The following is a 17,506-nucleotide window of genomic DNA, read 5'->3' as shown; positions in this document are numbered from 1 at the left end:
GAAAATCCTGATGTGGATCACCGCTGATTCAGCAACGCTGGAGGCATGACTCGCATGAAGCGCCACCTGCAGGGCCTGGTGCGCAAGACCCTGCTGCGCCTGGTGCCGGCGCAGACCCTCGACCTGTCCGCGCTCGACAACGTGCCGGACTCACTGGGCTGGCCGCTGAGGCGTGACGGCTTCGACCCGCCGCAACGGTTGGCCGCGACCCGTGCCGAGGACCCGGTGCACCACCTGACCACGCTGCTGGGGATGAACGTCTGGCTGGTCACCGGCCTTGCGGAGGGCCGACAGGTGCTGATGGAGCCGAAGGCCTACAGCACCGACATCCGCCCGTACGTCGGCCGGCGTGGCGCCGCCGACGGCGACATCGGGGGACTGGGCTTCACGGATCCACCCGACCACACCCGGCTGCGCAGGCTGATCACACCGGAGTTCACCATGCACCGGCTGGCCAGGATCCGACCGATGGTGACGCGCATCGTCGATCGACAGCTGGACGAGATCGCTGCGGCCGCACGAAGCAACGAGGTGGTCGACCTGGTGCCGACCTTCGCGTTCCCGGTGCCGTTCCTGGTCATCTGCGAGCTGCTCGGGCTGCCCGACCACGACCGCGACGTGTTCCGCAAGCTCGGCAGTGCCCGCTTCGACGTGACCGGCGGTGGCACCGGCACGCTGGGTGCCATCTCGGACTCGCGGGAGTTCCTCAAGGAGGCCACCGCACGACAGCGCCGTGAGCCCGGCCCGGGCCTGATCGGCCAGATCATCCGTCAGCACGGCGACGCCATCAGCGACCATGACCTGGCCGGGTTGGCCGACGGCGTCTTCACCGGCGGCATGGAGACCAGTGCCGGCATGCTGGCGATGGGCTCCGCGGTGCTCCTGGGGGACCGCGACTCCTCGGGCAACCGGCGCTCGTGGGACAGGCTGCGCGAGGACCCGGAGTCGGTGGGCCCGATCGTGGAGGAGCTGCTCCGCCATCTCTCCGTCGTCCAGGTTGCCTTCCCACGTTTCGCCAAGCAGGACCTCACCCTGGGTGCCCACCGGGTGCGCAAGGGCGACGTGGTCCTGGTGTCGATCCCGGGGGCCAACCGCGATCCCGCGGCCTTCGGTGGCGACGCCGACACGTTCGCCCCGGACCGCGCTCCGGCACCGCACCTGGCCTTCGGCCACGGACTGCACCGTTGCATCGGCTCCGAGCTGGCCCGCATGGAGCTGCGGGCCGCGTTCCCCGGGCTGGCACGCCGCTTCCCGGAGATGCGGCTGGCCGGTGGCGACCTGGGCTTCCGGCAGAGCTCGATCGTCCACGGCGTGGAGCGGCTGCCGGTGTTCCCTGGGCCTGAGAGCACCGCGCGCGAGCCGGTCGGCGTGGAGCCGGGGTCAGCTCGCCAGGAGTGATCGGGCGCGTTCCACCTCGTCGTCGAGCTCCTGCTCCTCGCGCCGGGTGAGGGCCCGGAACAGCTCCAGCTCGATCGCACCGTCGACGATGCGCCACAGCCCCTCCAGCCAGCCGTCGACGAACACGGTGCGGGCGTTGCCGCCGTTGAGCCCCATCCAACGCTGGCGGTTCTCCGGTGTGGTCACCCGGTCGCGCCCGGCGTGGGACAACCACACGTTGTCGTAGGTGCCGAGCAGCCGCACCGGCGCCGGCCGGTCCCCGGACACGAACGGTGCATCGGCGACGTCGTAGAGCGTCCGGCCGGACTCGTCGGTGTGCCGGACCAGGTCGTCCATCGCCTTCATCACCGGCCCCAGGCCGGTGACTCCGGACCACGCGGTGACGTCGGCGGATGTGCCGGGGCCGTGGGCACGCAGCCAGCGTCGCACGATCGTCTCGGTCTGGGGCGCCTGCAACGGGCGCTCCAGCCAGCGGTCGACGTACTGGTAGACCACGCCGCCACCCTGCTTCCAGCACCCGCGCGGCGGCAGCTGGGCGAGCGGCAGGTTGACCCGGGCCAGGTTGGTCAGGGCTGTCGGGGAGAGCCCGGGGAAGCGCTCCTCGAGAGCGACGCCGAGCAGCTTGCCCGACAACGGCCCGTGCGCGAGGAGCTCCGAGACTGCGCTCGCGAAGACTGCGGGCTCCAGGTGCCGGGCCTCACCGATGCTCTGGCTGGCGGCCCGCTCCTTGTCCTGGCGCGGCTGGGTCCACTGCCTCAGCGAGAGCGCGTCGCCGGGGACCAGCAGGTGGATGGTGCCGCGCATGGTGAGGAGCCGGACCAGACCACGTTCCTCGAGGCCGGTGCTGACGGCGCGTGGGTCGAAGTCCCGGATCCGCGCGGCCAGGCCCAGGTAGGGAGAGAGGTTCTCCTGGGCCTGGAGCCCGATGAGGTGCTCGACCATCGCTGGCACGCTGTGGTGGCTGCGTTCGAGGAGGTGCTGGCGGGCCAGCAGGGTGCGGTTGAGGTCGCGAGCGGAGAGCTGCACGACCTCAACCTAGCGGGCACCCCCGTGGCTACTTGACGACGATCGTCCTGGTGTCGACCGCGGGACCACTGCCCTCTGCGCCACCGCTCGGGTCGTCGTTGGAGACCCGGAAGGTGTAGTCGCCCGGGGCCAGCCCGGACACGTCGACCTCGACCTTCCACGGGAACAGCCGGTTGCCCATCCATCCGTCGGCCGTTCCGAAGCCCTCCTTGACCACCTTGTCGCCGTCGAGGACCGACCAGACGAGGTTGGCCTCGAAGCCGTTGTTGGCGCCGGTCGCGGTGAACTTCCCGGAGACCTGCTTGCCCTCGGCGGGGGAGGTGATGCTCATCAACGACAGGGTGTCCAGCACCTTCGCGTTGGACAGCGGCTCCGCGGCCGGCACCCCGAGCAGCGTGTCGGTGTGCGAGCCGTCGACCAGGAACTGCACGGGCTTGCGGCCCTCCCCGGCCCCGGCCTGCGCGGTGTAGATCAGCTGCTCGACACTCATCGCCGCGTCGGCCTTGGTCATCGACGCGGGGCGCTTGCGCAACGCGGTCCCACCGGGAGACAGGTCGACGGTGATCACGTCGCCGTCGTACGTCGCGTTGCCCAGCGCCGTGCCGTCGGGCCACGGGTTGCGGTAGTCGGGGTCTTCGGGCTGGGTGGACAGTGCCTCGCCGAGAGCACCCGTCAACATGTCGAGGCCGTCGCCACCGGAGAGCAGGTGGAACTCACGGAACAGGCGGGTCCCGCGCGGATCGTCGCCGAGGTAGTAGACCGGAACGGTGATGTCCTTGCCGGGGGCAGGTGCCTCGGTGCCGGAAGGCTCCGGCGCACTGCTGGACTCCGTGGCCGGACTCGGTGACTCCTCGATCGGTGCGGAGGACTCGGCCCGGCTGGGGTCGTCGCCGGCACTGTCGCCGGATCCCTCGTCACCACACGCGGTGAGGACCAGCAGCGACGAGACGGCCAGCGCCACGAGGGCGCGGCGGTGGCGGGCGTGGGGGGACAGGGTCATGGGAACCTCCTGGGCTCGGTGTGACTCATGGGACGATGATGGTGCGAGTGTCCTCCGCGGGACCGGCGCCCTCAGCACCGCCCGACGGATCGTCGTTGTAGGCGCGGAAGGTGTAGCGGCCGGGGGCCACCCCCGCCAGGTCCACCTCGATCCGCCACGGGAACAGACGATTCGTCTCCGCCGCCCCGGCGGCGGTGCCGAACCCGTCCTTGACGACGGCTCCCGTGGCGTCGACCAGCTGCCACCCGACCCACGCCTCGAAGCCGTTGTTGACGCCGGTCGCGGTGAACATGCCCGAGACCTCGACGCCCTCGCGGGGGGCAGTGATGCTCATCAGGGACAGGACCTCGGTGACCGTGTCGTTGGACAACGGCTCCGCGGCCGGCTCGCCGAGGACCGTGTCGGACTGCTTCCCGTCGACCAGCAGCCGCACGGGCCGGCGACCATCACCGGCCGCGGCCTGGGCGGTGAAGATGACCTGTTCGACGGCGAATGACGCCTCCGTCGCGGTCATGCCGGCCGGTCGTCGGCGCAAGGACGGTCCACTGGTGGACAGGTCGACGGTGATCACGTCGCCGTCGTACGACGCGCTCCCGACGGCCGTGCCCTCGGGCCACGGGTTGCGGTAGTCGGGGTCGAAGGGGCTGCCGGAGACGGCCTCGTCGACCGCCAGCCGCAGCTCCGCGCCCCCGGCCGCGTGCTTCGGGTGGAACTCGCGGAAGAGTCGGGGTCCGTCGGGCCCGTCACCGACGTAGTAGACCGGCAGCACGTAGTCGGCCCCGTCATCGCTCGGGCCGTCGGTCGTGCCACTGGTCCGTCCGTCGGGTGAGACGGCCGGGCCGGGGTCGGCGCTGTCGTCGTTGCCGAGGTTGCCGGCCAGCGCGATGGCGGTGATCGTGGCGGCGGTGGCGATGACGGCACCACCGGCGCCGTAGAGCCACGGACGACGGGAGGTCGTCGAGCTGGCCCGGGTCCGCTCGCGGATGCTCCCCAGGGCATCGTCCGGCTCGATGTCGGAGACGGCGTCGGAGAGCAGCTCCCGCAGCGGATCGTTGTTCTCGGGGCGGTTCATGACTGGTCCTCCAGGACTTCTCCGAGCTGGTGACGCAGGGCGGTGGCGCCCCGGGAGGCGTGGCTCTTGACTGCTCCGCGACTGATGCCGAGGGTCTCGGCGATCTGGGCCTCGCTGAGATCGAGGTAGTAGCGCAGCGCCAGCACCTCGCGTTGCCGGCGGGGGAGCCTGCTGAGCGCGTCGAGGACGGCCGCGCGTCGCTCGTGGTCGATCGTGGCCTGGTCGGCTCCCGGAGTCGTGCGCGGTGCCGCGTGCTTCTCGGAGGCGATGTGGCGATCGACCACCTTGCGGTGCCTCAGGACCGAGCGCGAACGGTTCACCACCGCCTGCCGGAGGTAGGCCAGCGCCTTGTCGGGCTCCCGCAGCGTGTGCCAACGACCGTGCATCGCCACGAAAGCGTCCTGGACCACCTCCTCGGCCGTGCCGACGTCACGCACGAGGAGCACCGAGAGGCGGACCAGGGAACGCCAGTGGGCGGCGTAGAGCTGCTCGACCGCCGAGTCGGCGTCGAGCGGCCGAGCCGGCGTGGTCACCGGTCTGGTCGCAGTCGTCGCCCATGCATGGGTCATCACGCTAGTGGCACGCGCCGCCGACCCCGGGGGTTTACACGCCGACAGCACTTTCTTGCTCCAGCACTCACACCTAGGGTTGGGGGCATGACGACTCCCGTGCCTCCTGACGACTGCATCTTCTGCAAGATCGTGGCGGGTGACCTGCCCGCCGAGGTCGTTCATGCCAGTGACTCCTCGGTGGCGTTCAAGGACCTCAACCCCCAGGCGCCCACGCACTTCCTGGTCATTCCCCGCAGCCACTACGCGAATGCTGCGGAGCTGGCCGTCCACGAGCCCTCGGCGCTGGCCGACCTCTTCACGACCGCCCGCGATGTCGCCGAGGAGAAGGGGCTCGAGGGCTATCGGGCGGTGTTCAACACGGGTGCTGCCGCCCAACAGACCGTGTTCCATGCCCACCTGCACGTCCTCGCGGGCCGTGAGCTGACCTGGCCGCCCGGCTGAGCGGGCAAACGCGATGGGCGTACGCCGGGGTGGCGCCGTAGCATGGAGGCCTCATGACTGAATCCCAAAGCGCCTCCGGTCCACGGGGCAAGGCCACCAAGCACACCGTCGTGGTGCCCGCGAGCGTCAACATGGTCAGCCTGCTCGGCCCCCGCGACGAACACCTCTCCCTGATCGAGAACGCCTTCGACGCCGACGTGCACGTGCGCGGCAACCAGGTGACCCTGCACGGCGCCCCCGCGGAGATCGCGTTGGTCGAGCGCCTGCTCGAAGAGCTGGTCACCATCATCCGCACCGGGCAGGGCATCACCGACGAGACGGTCGAGCGGGTGATGTCCATGCTGCGCACCGAGACCACCGAGCACCCGGCCGAGGTCCTCTCCCTCAACATCCTGTCCAACCGCGGCCGCACCATCCGGCCCAAGACGCTCAACCAGAAGCGCTATGTCGATGCCATCGACAAGCACACGATCACGTTCGGCATCGGCCCGGCCGGCACCGGCAAGACCTACCTGGCGATGGCCAAGGCAGTGCAGGCCCTGCAGGCCAAGGAGGTCAACCGGATCATCCTCAGCCGGCCCGCGGTCGAGGCCGGCGAGAAGCTCGGCTTCCTGCCGGGCACCCTGACCGAGAAGATCGACCCCTACCTGCGCCCGCTCTACGACGCGCTCCACGACATGATCGACCCCGAGAGCATCCCGAAGCTGATGGCGGCCGGCACGATCGAGGTGGCGCCGCTCGCCTTCCTGCGCGGGCGCTCGCTCAACGACTCGTTCATCATCCTCGACGAGGCCCAGAACACCACGCCCGAGCAGATGAAGATGTTCCTGACCCGCTTGGGCTTCGGCTCCAAGATCGTGGTCACCGGTGACGTCACCCAGGTCGACCTGCCCTCCGGGATGAAGTCGGGCCTCCGGATCGTCGAGAACATCCTCACCGACGTCAAGGACATCTCGTTCAACCGGCTCACCGCCCACGACGTCGTCCGCCACCGGCTGGTCGGCAAGATCGTGGCCGCCTACGAGAGCTTCGACGTGAAGGGGACGCACCAGTGACCATCGAGGTGCTCAACGAGTCGGGCCACGAGCTCGACGTCCACCACCTGGCCACGCTGAGCCGCTTCGTGATGGACGAGATGCGGGTGCACCCCCAGGCCGAGCTGTGCATCAAGGCCGTCGACGAGCCCACGATCGCCCAGCTCAACGAGCAGTGGATGGAGAAGCAGGGCCCCACCGACGTACTGGCCTTCCCGATGGACGAGCTGCGACCGGGCCTGGTCAACGAGGAGCCCGAAGAGGGTGTGCTCGGTGACCTGGTGCTGTGCCCCGACGTGGCCGAGAAGCAGGGGGAGACCGCAGGGCACGGCAAGCTCGCCGAGCTCGAGCTGCTCACCGTCCACGGCATCCTGCACCTGCTCGGCTACGACCACGCGGAGCCCGAGGAGCACAAGGAGATGTTCGGCCTCCAGGACGACCTCCTGGCCAGGTGGCGCTCCCGATGACCAGCGGCGATCTCTGGCTGCTGGGTTCAGCAGCCGTCCTCGTGGTCCTTGCCGGCGTGTTCTCCGCCGCCGATGCAGCCTTCTCCTCCTTCTCCCGCGCCCGGGCCGAGGAGATCGTGGCCGAGAAGAAGCCGGGCGCCAAGAAGCTGTTGGCGATCCTCGATGACCCGGCGCGCTGTCTCAACACCACGCTGATGCTGCGCATCCTGTGCGAGGTGGCCGCGATCGTGCTGGTGGCCCGGTTGGTCTCCAGCAACGTGTCCGGCTGGTGGGCCTCGATCCTGATCGCGATCGGCGCGATGCTGGTGGTCTCCTTCGTGGTGATCGGCGTCGCCCCACGCACCCTCGGACGCCAGCACGCGATCACCGTGGCGTTGCTGTGTGCCGGACCGATCCAGGCGATCACCCGCGTGCTCGGCCCGATCCCGCAGCTGCTGATCCTCATCGGAAACGCGCTCACCCCCGGCAAGGGCTACAGCGACGGCCCGTTCTCCTCGGAGACCGAGCTGCGTGAGCTGGTCGACATGGCCGAGGCCTCGAGCGTGATCGAGGACGGCGAGCGCAAGATGATCCACTCCGTCTTCGAGCTCGGCGACACCACCGTGCGCGAAGTGATGGTGCCGCGCCCCGACGTGCTCTTCGTCGAGCGCCACAAGAACCTGCGGCAGACGATGTCGCTGTTCCTGCGCAGCGGCTACTCGCGGATCCCGGTCGTGGGGGAGAACCTCGACGACGTGGTCGGGTTCGCCTACCTCAAGGACGTAACCAAGCGGGTCTTCGACAACGCCGACGCCGAGACCACCGAGCGCATCGACCAGCTGCTGCGTCCCGTGCACTGGGTGCCGGACAGCAAGCCCGCCGATGAGCTGCTCTCCGAGATGCAGGCCCGGCGCCAGCACATCGCCGTGGTGGTCGACGAGTACGGCGGCACGTCCGGCATCGTCACCATCGAGGACGTGCTCGAGGAGATCGTCGGCGAGATCACCGACGAGTACGACCAGGGCGAGATCGAGATCGAGGTCTTCGAGGACGGCTCGACCCGGGTCTCCTCCCGCTACCCCGTCGACGACCTCGACGAGCTGTTCCCGGGTCACGTCTTCGTCGACGACGACGTCGACTCCGTGGGGGGCCTGCTGGCCAAGGAGCTCGGCCGGGTGCCGATCCCCGGATCCACGATCGAGGCCCACGGCCTGCGCTTCGAGGCCGAGGCGCCGACCGGGCGCCGCAACCGGATCGGCACCGTGCTGATCAGCAAGGTCGAGCCGGCGCCGCAGTCGGCGGAGGACGACGACTACGCTGAGCCGCATGCCTGATCTCGCTCCCGAGGACGCCAAGCTGGTCACCCTTGCCCGGGCCACCCGGGCCCGGACCCGTGCCGTTGAGGGCGCCGCCGTGCGGGACACCGACGGACGCACCTATGCCGCCGGCACCGTCGACCTGCCGTCGTTGAAGATCTCCGCGGTCCAGGTCTGCGTGGCGATGGCCTTCGCGTCGGGCTCGACAGGTCTCGAGGCCGTCGTGGTGCTCGGTGGGGCGACGGAGCTCGCGGATGCCGACCGGGCTGCCCTGGACGACTTCGCCGGCCCCGGCGTCGTCGTACGCCTCGGGGACCCGAAGGGCACCCTCCACACCCGATAGTCCCCAACGTCAGGCAGGTCGAACCGGTGGTTCCACCTGCGGCACGTTGGGGACTACCGAGACATGGTTGGGATGGTCAATTAGTTTCGCGCTACCGTGGGGACGTGACCTTCACAGGTGGGTGGGGAGCCCACGACGACGCCGTACGCCGACTGCTCGACTCGTATGCCGAGATCTCGCCGCAGGGACCGATCAGGTTGGCCAAGCGCACCAGCAACCTCTTCCGCCCACGTTCCGCGGCCGGTGCACCGGGCCTCGACGTCAGCGGCCTGGACGGGGTGATCGAGGTCGACGTCGAGAACCGGACCGCCGACGTCCAGGGCATGTGCACCTATGAGCACCTGGTCGAGGCGACCCTGCCGCACGGACTGATCCCGCTGGTGGTCCCGCAGCTGCGCACGATCACCCTCGGCGGAGCGGTCACCGGGCTCGGCATCGAGTCGACCAGCTTCCGCAACGGGTTGCCCCATGAGTCGGTCATCGAGATGGACATCCTCACCGGCGCCGGTGACGTCGTCACCGCCAGTCCCGACGAGCACGCCGACCTCTTCGCGACCTTCCCCAACTCCTACGGCTCGCTCGGCTACGCCACCCGGCTCAGGATCGAGCTCGAGGAGGTGCCGGGGTACGTCGCGCTGCGTCATGTCCGCTTCGACGACACCGACCAGCTGGGCAAGGCGATCGAGGCCATCGTCGAGTCCGGCGAGTGGCAGGGCCAGCGTGTCGACGGGCTCGACGGCGTGTTCTTCGAGCCCGGAGAGCTCTACCTGACCCTCGCCAGGTGGAGTGACGGTCACGAGCCGGGTGCTGCCACCGACGCGCAGCCGTTGGTGGGCGACTACACCGGCCAGCAGATCTACTACCGGTCCGTGCAGCAGCGCGCGACCGACCTGCTCACCATGCACGACTACCTGTGGCGGTGGGACACCGACTGGTTCTGGTGCTCCGGCGCCTTCGGGCTGCACGACCCGAGGATCCGCAGGCTGTGGCCCCGCCGCTGGCGCCGCTCCGACGTGTTCCACAAGCTGGTCGGGCTGGATCGTCGCTTCGGCATCATCGACCGGATCGACCGGCGCAGGGGACGCCCCGCCCGCGAACGCGTGATCCAGGACGTCGAGGTGCCGATCGGCGAGCTGCCCGCCTTCCTCGCGTGGTTCGACGACAACGTGGGGATGCGACCGGTGTGGCTGTGCCCGCTGCGCCTGCGCGGCGAGCGCACCTGGCCGACCTACCCCCTCGAGCCGGACACGACCTATGTCAACGCGGGCTTCTGGGGCACGGTACCCGTGGGTGACAGCGCGCAGGAGGCGCCCACCAACCGGGCCATCGAGTCGTGGTTGGGCGACCACGACGGCCACAAGTCGCTCTACTCCGAGGCGTTCTACGACCGCGACGAGTTCGACCGGCTCTACGACGGAGCGAACCTCGCCACGGTCAAGGACCGCTACGACCCCGACCACAGACTGACGACCCTCTATGACAAGGCGGTGCGACGGCATTGAGTATTGCCAAGCCACAAACGGATCCGGTGACCATCGGTGAGGCCATCGAGTCCCTGTTGAAACACGGGGTGCCGGTGCGCTTCACGGCGTACGACGGCTCCTCGGCCGGCCCCGATGACGCGGAGCTGGGCATCCACCTGCGCAACGAGCGCGGGCTGTCCTACATCATGACCGCGCCCGGCGACCTCGGCATGGCGCGGGCCTACGTGATGGGCGACCTCGACCTGGTCGGCGCGCACCCCGGCAACCCCTACGCGCCGATGGAGCTGCTGCTCAGCCACCTGAGCTTCCGGCGCCCCACCGTCACCGAGGCACTGCGCCTCGTGCGTGGCCTGGGCATCGACAAGCTGGTGCCGCCACCGGTCCCGCCCCAGGAGCACCTGCCACGTTGGCGCCGGGCCATGGAGGGCCTGCGCCACTCGCGCGGCCGCGATGCGGAGGTCATCTCACACCACTACGACGTCTCCAACCGGTTCTACGAGCTGGTGCTGGGGCCGTCGATGACCTACACCTGTGCCCTCTACGACGATGCCGGCGTCAGCCTCGAGGAGGCCCAGGCCGCGAAGTACGACCTGATCTGTCGCAAGCTCGCGCTGCAGCCGGGGCAACGGCTGCTCGACGTCGGCTGCGGCTGGGGCGGCATGGTGCGCCACGCCGCCCGGGAGTACGGCGTGAAGGCGCTCGGAGTCACGCTCTCGCTCGAGCAGGCCCAGTGGGCCAAGGAGGCCATCGATCGTGAGGGCCTCTCCGACCTGGCCGAGGTCCGCCACCTCGACTACCGCGAGGTGATGGACACCGACTTCGACGCGGTCAGCTCGATCGGCCTGACCGAGCACATCGGCGTGCGCAACTACCCCGCGTACTTCGGCTTCCTGCGTGAGAAGCTGCGCCCCGGCGGCCGCCTGCTCAACCACTGCATCACCCGGTCCCACAACCGGCCCACGTCGACGGGTGCGTTCATCGACCGCTACGTCTTCCCCGACGGCGAGCTGATCGGCTCCGGCACGATCGTGGCCGCGGCCCAGGACGCGGGGCTCGAGGTGCAGCACACCGAGAACCTGCGTCGGCACTACGCGTTGACGCTCGCGGGCTGGTGCCGCAACCTGGAGGCCAACTGGGACGAGTGCGTGGCCGAGGTGGGGGAGGGGACGGCGCGGGTCTGGGGCCTCTACATGGCCGGATCCCGGCTCGCGTTCGAGCGTGACGAGATCGAGCTCCACCACGTGCTCGCAACTCGCAACGACGAGTCGGCGGACTCGTTCCCGCTGCGCCCGGACTGGACCGCCTGACGGCGCGATAGCCTTCGCGGGTGAGCACCCGAGCAGAGCAGTACGACGCCGTGGTGCTGCGTCGTGAGCAGATCTCCCCGCACCTGGTCCGCCTGGTCATCGGTGGCGAGGGACTGGCGTCGTTCCGCAGCACCGGCATCCCCGACGAGTGGGTGGGCCTCGTGGTGCCCGGCCAGTTCCAGAGCCGCTACTACACGGTGCGGTCCTGGCAGGGCGGCGAGCTCGTCGTCGACGTCGCCGTGCACGACGTCGGACTCGTCACCGAGTGGGCGATGCGTGACTGCACCGGCGACGGCGTGACCATCACCGAGGCGAAGGGCTCGTTCGCGATGCCCGCCGGCGCCCGTTGGCTGCTGCTCGTGGGAGACCTGACCGCGATGCCGGCGATGGCACGCATCAGCGCCACCGTGACCGACGTACCCATCCGGATCTGGGCCGAGGTCCCCTCCGACGTGGCCGACTACCTTCCCGCGGACGCCGACGTCACCTGGCTGGAGCAGCCGGGCGACGGGCAGAGCGCGTTGGCGCAGGTGGTCGAGGGCATCGACTGGCCCGAGGGTGAGGGATACTTCTGGATGGCGGGGGAGTCCGCGCAGATGCGGGCGATCCGCAAGCACCTGATGCGTGAGCGAAGGCTCCCGTCGACGGCGTACGACGTGATGGGCTACTGGCGCGGGGTGGCCAAGCGGCAACCGCGGGCCGTGGACCCGGGCCCGATCTATCGGGCCGGCAAGGCCGCAGGCAAGTCAGACGAACAGATCTGGGCCGACTACGACGCAGCACGGGAGAGCGAATGAGCGAGCACGGCAAGTCTGAGTCGGACCGGGACTTCGACGTCTCGGGAGTGGCACCGGCCGGCCCCCTGCACGGCGAGCGTGCGGACGGCTTCCGCAGCGGCTTCGTGTCGTTCGTCGGGCGTCCGAACGCCGGCAAGTCCACGCTGACCAACGCCCTGGTCGGCTCCAAGGTGGTGATCACCTCGTCGAAGCCGCAGACCACCCGCACCGTCGTGCGCGGCATCGTGCACCGCGACGACGCCCAGCTGATCCTGGTCGACACCCCGGGGCTGCACCGTCCCCGCACCCTGCTCGGCGAGCGGCTCAACGACCTGGTCAAGACGACGTGGGCCGAGGTCGACGTGGTCGCGGTCTGCTTCCCGGCCAACGAGAAGATCGGCCCCGGCGACACGTTCATCGTCAACGAGCTGGCGAAGGTGCGCCGCACGGTCAAGGTGGCCATCGCCACCAAGACCGACCTGGCCACCCCCGAGCAGATCGGGGAGCACCTGCTGGCGATCCAGGCGCTCGGCGTGGAGACCGGCACGGAGTGGGCCGAGATCATCCCGGTCTCCGCCAAGGGCGGCGACCAGGTGACGCTGCTCGCCGACATCCTGGCCGGGATGCTGCCCGAGGGTCCGCCGCTCTACCCGGACGGTGAGCTGTCCGATGCGCCCGAGGAGGCGATCGTCGCCGAGCTGATCCGCGAGGCGGCACTCGAGGGGGTCCGGGACGAGCTGCCGCACTCGATCGCGGTGGTCGTCGAGGAGATGCAGCTGCGCGAGGACCGGCCGGCCGACAAGCCCCTGCTCGACATCCATGCCTTCCTCTACGTCGAGCGCGACTCCCAGAAGGGCATCGTGATCGGGCACAAGGGCTCGCGCCTGAAGCAGGTCGGCACCGATGCGCGCCTGCAGATCCAGGCCATTCTCGGCACCCCGGTGCACCTGGACCTCCGGGTCAAGGTGGCCAAGGAGTGGCAGCGCGACCCGCGTCAGCTGCGCAAGCTCGGTTTCTGAGTCGTTCGCGCAGCAAGAATTGCCCGTTCGCGCAGCAAGAATTGCCCGCTGGCGCAGCAAGGACTGCCCGTTCGCGCAGCAAGGACTGCCCGTTCGCGCAGCAAGAATTGCCCGTTCGCGTCAGGAGGTGGGGGCCCAGCAGAATCCGTGGTGCTGGCCGGCCTGCCACTGCTTCTTCGTCGGCCACTCATAGCTCCAGGTGAACTTGAGCGGGTCGTCGGCCTCGTCACGCACGGCGTCCTTGCAGGTGTCGCCATCCGCGGCCTTGGCCGCCTCGGCACCGGGCCAGGTGCCGTTCCTGCCGGCCGGCACGTCGACGGTCGAGATCGCTCGCCACGAGCTGTCGCGGGCGCAGGGAACCCGCTCGAAGCCCTGGGTCCCGGGGCGGTCGGTGCCGCACATGCCGAAGCTGTCCCGTCCTTCCTGGGTGGCCAGGATCCCCTTCATCGATGCCTTGAGGGGGCTCAGCTGCTGGCGCCCGGCGAGGGCCACGACCTCGCAGCGGTACCAGTTCTGTCCGCCGTCGGACTCCTCGACCGTCGGGCTGAACCACACCGCCGACAGCATGCTCAGCTCCAGGTCCTCGGCGGTGCCACCCACGAACGCCGCCATCTGCTCCGGACACGACGAGGCCACCTGCCGCTGCACCCGCTCGGAGTCGACGGCGACCAGGTGGCCGTCGACGACCGTGTCGAGCTGGCCGACGTGGACCGTCTGCGCGGTGTGCTCGGTCTTGCAGGGCACCGCCTTCCGGTCGCTCGTCGGCGCGATGGCCTCGTCGTAGGCCAGGTCGTAGCAGGCGCCGACGTCCGGCCGGGGCGCCGGTTCGGCGGGAGTCGGCTCCGGTGTGCTCGTCGGTGTCGCGGTGGGGGTCTGGTCGGCGGCTGGCTCGTCGGCGCCGGAGCACCCGGTCAGGAGCCCCAGGGCGAGCACGACGGCGGCGACGACGCGGATCACTTGTTGGTCCTTGCCCAGCAGATGGAGCGCCGGTTCCCGGCGTTCCACTCCGCCTCGTGGAACCACGTGTAGGCGTAGTCGTAGTCGACCGGGTAGCTCATCCAGGCGCCGACCGAGTCGGAGCAGAAGTCTCGGGTCTTGACCTCGACCAGTCGGTCGCCGGGGTAGGGCTCGTCGTCCTGGCCGACCTTGATCGTGGTGACCGCACGCCAGTTGTGCGGTTGCGAGCAGGGCACCTTGACGTCGCCAACGACGGTCGGTCCCTCGGCACAGACCATCCACTCGTCGTTGGGACGACCGCTGAGCAACCCCTTGGCGGTGACCGGGAGGTCGACGTACGACTTGGACTGCTCGCCGCCACCGACCACGTCACAGCGGTACCAGCGCGCGCCGTCGTCCCACGCCTTCTCCGAGGGGCGGAACCAGGCCCAGCTGACCACCGTGCGCATCACCAGCGACTCATCGGCACCGAGGAACTTCTCGAACTGGGTGGAGCACTTCTGGTAGGCGAAGGCGGCGACCTCCGGAGCGTCGTGGGCGGCGGAGGCGAACTTCTCGGGCAGCTGGCCGATGGCATAGGTCTCGGCGGTGTGGTCCTCGCTGCAGTCCACGGTCTCGGTCGCGTTGCTGGCCTGCTGGACGTCCTCGGGCTGCAGGTCTCGGCAGGCACCCAGCTCGGGCGCCTCGACCGAGTCGACCTGGTCGGGGTCGACGTTGTCAGCCGCGCCGTCGTCGCCACAGCCCGACAGGAGGACGGCGAAGGCCAGGAGGACGGCCGGCAGCAGTCGTCGAGAAGGGGGCACAGGATCGCAGTCCTCAGGTCGTGAGCAGTGCCGCGATCGTACCGCCCAGCTCGTAGGCAGCCGCAGTCTCGGGATCGCCCACGTCGCCGAGCACCTCCAGCACGTCGTAGCCCTGGCGCCAGCCGAGAGCCCCCACGATCGACTGCACCGACCGGACGGCTCCGGCGGTGTCGTAGCGGCCGTGCACGTAGAGGCCGTAGGGCCGCTTGTTCGTCTGCCCCTCCGACTCCCCGGCGGCACCGGTGGGATCGAGCGCCCCACCGACCTGCAGGAACGTGGAGTCGAAGAAGTGCTTCAGGGCTCCGGACATGTAGCCGAAGTTGGCGCTGGTGCCGAGCAGGTAGCCGTCGGCCGCGAGCACGTCGTCCGCGGTGGCCTCCAGGGCCGGTCGGACGACGACCTCGACGCCCGCGATCGCGTCGTCCGAGGCGCCCGCGACCACCGCGTCGGTGAGGGCCTGCAGTGAGCGGGTGGGGGAGTGGTGCACGATCAGCAGCTGGGACATGGTCACAGGCTAACCAGACTGCGTTATGGTGGAACCGTCATGAAGATGCGCAGCCTCCTCCTTCGCTGCCGCAGCGAGGCCTGAAAGCCGGCCCCCTCGTTGCGGAGAAGCGTGCTGCCGCCCGGCACCCCAGACTTCAAGCAGCGAGGTTTCCATGACCAATCTGAGCAACACCGGCAATCGGCAGTCCACCAGCGGCATGCCGTTCCAGCGCTACACGCCGTTCGTTCCCGTCGACGTCCCGGACCGCACCTGGCCGACGAAGAAGATCACCCATGCTCCGCGTTGGCTCTCCACCGACCTGCGCGACGGCAACCAGGCCCTGATCGACCCGATGACGCCCGCCCGCAAGCTGAGCATGTTCGAGCTGCTGGTGAAGATGGGCTACAAGGAGATCGAGGTCGGCTTCCCGAGCGCCAGCCAGACCGACTTCGACTTCGTGCGCAAGCTGGTCGTGGAGGACCGGATCCCCGACGACGTCCAGATCTCGGTGCTCACCCAGGCCCGTGAGGACCTCATCGAGCGCACCATCGAGTCGCTGGTCGGTGCCGACCGCGCCACGGTCCACCTCTACAACGCCACGGCCCCGCTGTTCCAGCGGGTGGTGTTCGGGGTCACGCCCGACGAGTGCCGCAACATCGCCGTCCGTGGCACCGAGATGGTGATGAAGTACGCCGAGGAGCTGCTCGGCGGCATCGTCGGCAGCGAGGACTTCGGCTACCAGTACAGCCCCGAGATCTTCACCCAGTCCGACACCGACTTCGCGCTCTCGGTCTGCGAGTCGGTCTCCGACGTGTGGCAGCCCGAGGCGGGGCGCGAGATCATCCTGAACCTGCCGGCCACCGTCGAGATGTCGACGCCGAACACCTACGCCGACCAGATCGAGTACTTCGGCCGGGGCATCACACGTCGCGAGCACTCCGCGATCAGCCTGCACCCCCACAACGACCGGGGCACGGCGGTCGCCGCGACCGAGCTGGCCCTGATGGCCGGTGCCGACCGGGTCGAGGGCTGCCTGTTCGGTCATGGCGAGCGCACCGGCAACGTCGACCTGGTCACCCTCGGGATGAACCTCTTCAGCCAGGGCATCGACCCGCAGGTCGACTTCAGCGACATCGACGAGGTGCGCCGCACGGTCGAGTACTGCACGAACCTGCCGGTGCACCCTCGCCACCCCTACGCCGGCGACCTGGTCTACACCGCGTTCTCCGGGTCCCACCAAGACGCGATCAAGAAGGGTCTCGAGGACCTCGACAAGCAGGCCGCCGAGAAGGGCGTGCCGGTCGAGCAGCTCGACTGGGAGGCGCCGTACCTTCCGATCGACCCGAAGGACGTCGGCCGCAACTACGAGGCCGTGATCCGGGTCAACAGCCAGTCCGGCAAGGGTGGTGTCGCCTACATCCTCAAGGCCGAGCACAACCTCGAGCTGCCGCGTCGCGCCCAGATCGAGTTCAGCCGGGTGGTCCAGCAGCGCACCGACTCCGACGGTGGCGAGATGACTCCCGAGGCGATCTGGGAGGTCTTCCGCAACGAATACCTCGACCGCGAGAGCCCGCTCAAGCTCAACTCGGTGCACACCTCGTCGGCGGCCGGTGAGAAGGACCAGCTCAACGTCAACGTCTACGTCGACGAGGAGCTGCGTGCCCTCTCCGCCAGTGGCAACGGGCCGATCAACGCCTTCACCAACGCGTTGAACGAGCTCGTCGAGTCCGAGCAGGCGGCGGGCAACCCGACGTACGCCGACCGAGGTGACGTGCGGGTCCTCGACTACCACGAGCACGCGCTGTCCGCCGGCGGCGACGCGATCGCCGCGGCCTACGTCGAGTGCGCCGTCGGCGACCAGGTCCTGTGGGGTGTCGGCCTCGACGCCAACATCGTCACGGCGTCGCTGAAGGCAGTGGTCTCCGCGGTCAACCGCGCCTGAGGCGGCACGGTGGTTTCGAGACGGCTCGTGCCTCGCCTCCTCAACCAACGGGCGATGCCTGAGGCGGCACGGTGGTTTCGTGA

General features: G+C 69.5%; 18 protein-coding genes. 11 read left to right on the top strand and 7 right to left on the bottom strand.

From position 1 onward, the window contains the following. Window positions 1–45 precede the first annotated feature (45 nt). A complete protein-coding gene (locus tag ncot_RS12655) occupies window positions 46–1,398 on the top strand; it encodes a cytochrome P450 (protein ID WP_206064961.1) in 1,353 nt (450 codons plus the stop codon). Here the strand turns inward: ncot_RS12655 and ncot_RS12650 are convergent. Genes ncot_RS12650 through ncot_RS12635 form a run of 4 tightly spaced genes read right to left on the bottom strand, consistent with a single transcriptional unit; the run spans window position 1,381 to window position 5,065 of the window. Further along, on the bottom strand, window positions 1,381–2,424 hold the full coding sequence (locus tag ncot_RS12650) for a winged helix DNA-binding domain-containing protein (protein ID WP_168617933.1): 1,044 nt from the start codon (window positions 2,422–2,424) through the stop codon (window positions 1,381–1,383). The genes ncot_RS12655 and ncot_RS12650 overlap by 18 nt on opposite strands. Window positions 2,425–2,452: 28 nt before the next feature. Continuing rightward, a complete protein-coding gene (locus ncot_RS12645; protein ID WP_168617932.1) occupies window positions 2,453–3,424 on the bottom strand; it encodes a Gmad2 immunoglobulin-like domain-containing protein in 972 nt (323 codons plus the stop codon). A 25-nt stretch (window positions 3,425–3,449) separates the two neighbouring features. Next, entirely contained in the window at window positions 3,450–4,496 is a 1,047-nt protein-coding gene (locus tag ncot_RS12640) for a Gmad2 immunoglobulin-like domain-containing protein (RefSeq protein WP_168617931.1), read from the bottom strand. Further along, window positions 4,493–5,065 carry a SigE family RNA polymerase sigma factor gene (locus ncot_RS12635; RefSeq protein WP_168617930.1) on the bottom strand — a complete coding sequence of 191 codons (573 nt, stop codon included), beginning with the start codon at window positions 5,063–5,065 and terminating at the stop codon, window positions 4,493–4,495. Before ncot_RS12635 ends, ncot_RS12640 begins: the two co-directional genes overlap by 4 nt. 87 nt (window positions 5,066–5,152) lie before the next feature. Here ncot_RS12635 and ncot_RS12630 point away from each other — a divergent pair, with 87 nt between their 5' ends. From ncot_RS12630 to era, 9 genes are all read left to right on the top strand, one after another. Continuing rightward, on the top strand, window positions 5,153–5,509 hold the full coding sequence (locus ncot_RS12630; RefSeq protein ID WP_168617929.1) for a histidine triad nucleotide-binding protein: 357 nt from the start codon (window positions 5,153–5,155) through the stop codon (window positions 5,507–5,509). A gap of 53 nt (window positions 5,510–5,562) precedes the next feature. Continuing rightward, entirely contained in the window at window positions 5,563–6,564 is a 1,002-nt protein-coding gene (locus tag ncot_RS12625) for a PhoH family protein (RefSeq protein ID WP_168617928.1), read from the top strand. After that, window positions 6,561–7,010: an rRNA maturation RNase YbeY gene (ybeY, locus tag ncot_RS12620; RefSeq protein ID WP_168617927.1), complete on the top strand. Its 450-nt coding sequence runs from the start codon at window positions 6,561–6,563 to the stop codon at window positions 7,008–7,010. Before ncot_RS12625 ends, ybeY begins: the two co-directional genes overlap by 4 nt. Next, a complete protein-coding gene (locus ncot_RS12615; RefSeq protein ID WP_168617926.1) occupies window positions 7,007–8,323 on the top strand; it encodes a hemolysin family protein in 1,317 nt (438 codons plus the stop codon). Before ybeY ends, ncot_RS12615 begins: the two co-directional genes overlap by 4 nt. Beyond that, complete coding sequence (locus tag ncot_RS12610; RefSeq protein WP_168617925.1) at window positions 8,316–8,648, top strand: cytidine deaminase; 333 nt, start codon at window positions 8,316–8,318, stop codon at window positions 8,646–8,648. Before ncot_RS12615 ends, ncot_RS12610 begins: the two co-directional genes overlap by 8 nt. A 104-nt stretch (window positions 8,649–8,752) precedes the next feature. Beyond that, the gene (locus ncot_RS12605; RefSeq protein WP_168617924.1) at window positions 8,753–10,150 is read left to right on the top strand and encodes an FAD-binding oxidoreductase; all 1,398 of its coding nucleotides are present in this window, start codon (window positions 8,753–8,755) and stop codon (window positions 10,148–10,150) included. Window positions 10,151–10,176: 26 nt separating this feature from the next. Beyond that, window positions 10,177–11,439: a cyclopropane-fatty-acyl-phospholipid synthase family protein gene (locus ncot_RS12600; protein ID WP_206064960.1), complete on the top strand. Its 1,263-nt coding sequence runs from the start codon at window positions 10,177–10,179 to the stop codon at window positions 11,437–11,439. 20 nt (window positions 11,440–11,459) lie between these two features. After that, window positions 11,460–12,236, top strand: coding sequence for a siderophore-interacting protein (locus tag ncot_RS12595; protein ID WP_168617922.1), 777 nt, complete (start codon window positions 11,460–11,462; stop codon window positions 12,234–12,236). Continuing rightward, window positions 12,233–13,234, top strand: coding sequence for a GTPase Era (gene era, locus ncot_RS12590; RefSeq protein ID WP_168617921.1), 1,002 nt, complete (start codon window positions 12,233–12,235; stop codon window positions 13,232–13,234). The genes ncot_RS12595 and era overlap by 4 nt, the downstream gene beginning before the upstream one ends. Window positions 13,235–13,354: 120 nt before the next feature. On the opposite strand, the gene ncot_RS12585 is transcribed toward era, so the two are convergent. The 3 genes from ncot_RS12585 to ncot_RS12575 are packed head-to-tail and all read right to left on the bottom strand — an operon-like array spanning window position 13,355 to window position 15,499. After that, window positions 13,355–14,191, bottom strand: a complete 837-nt coding sequence (locus tag ncot_RS12585) for a septum formation family protein (RefSeq protein WP_168617920.1) — start codon at window positions 14,189–14,191, stop codon at window positions 13,355–13,357. Beyond that, complete coding sequence (locus ncot_RS12580) at window positions 14,188–14,994, bottom strand: septum formation family protein (protein WP_240937892.1); 807 nt, start codon at window positions 14,992–14,994, stop codon at window positions 14,188–14,190. Before ncot_RS12580 ends, ncot_RS12585 begins: the two co-directional genes overlap by 4 nt. Window positions 14,995–15,007: 13 nt before the next feature. Next, window positions 15,008–15,499, bottom strand: coding sequence for a flavodoxin family protein (locus tag ncot_RS12575; protein WP_168617919.1), 492 nt, complete (start codon window positions 15,497–15,499; stop codon window positions 15,008–15,010). Window positions 15,500–15,653: 154 nt separating this feature from the next. Here ncot_RS12575 and leuA point away from each other — a divergent pair, with 154 nt between their 5' ends. Continuing rightward, window positions 15,654–17,423 carry a 2-isopropylmalate synthase gene (gene leuA, locus ncot_RS12570; protein WP_168617918.1) on the top strand — a complete coding sequence of 590 codons (1,770 nt, stop codon included), beginning with the start codon at window positions 15,654–15,656 and terminating at the stop codon, window positions 17,421–17,423. Window positions 17,424–17,506 lie beyond the last annotated feature (83 nt).

This window comes from Nocardioides sp. JQ2195 (assembly GCF_012272695.1).
GTDB lineage: Bacteria > Actinomycetota > Actinomycetes > Propionibacteriales > Nocardioidaceae > Nocardioides.
The sequence above is the reverse complement of the archived record's forward strand: the minus strand, read 5'-3'. Positions and strand labels throughout refer to the sequence as shown.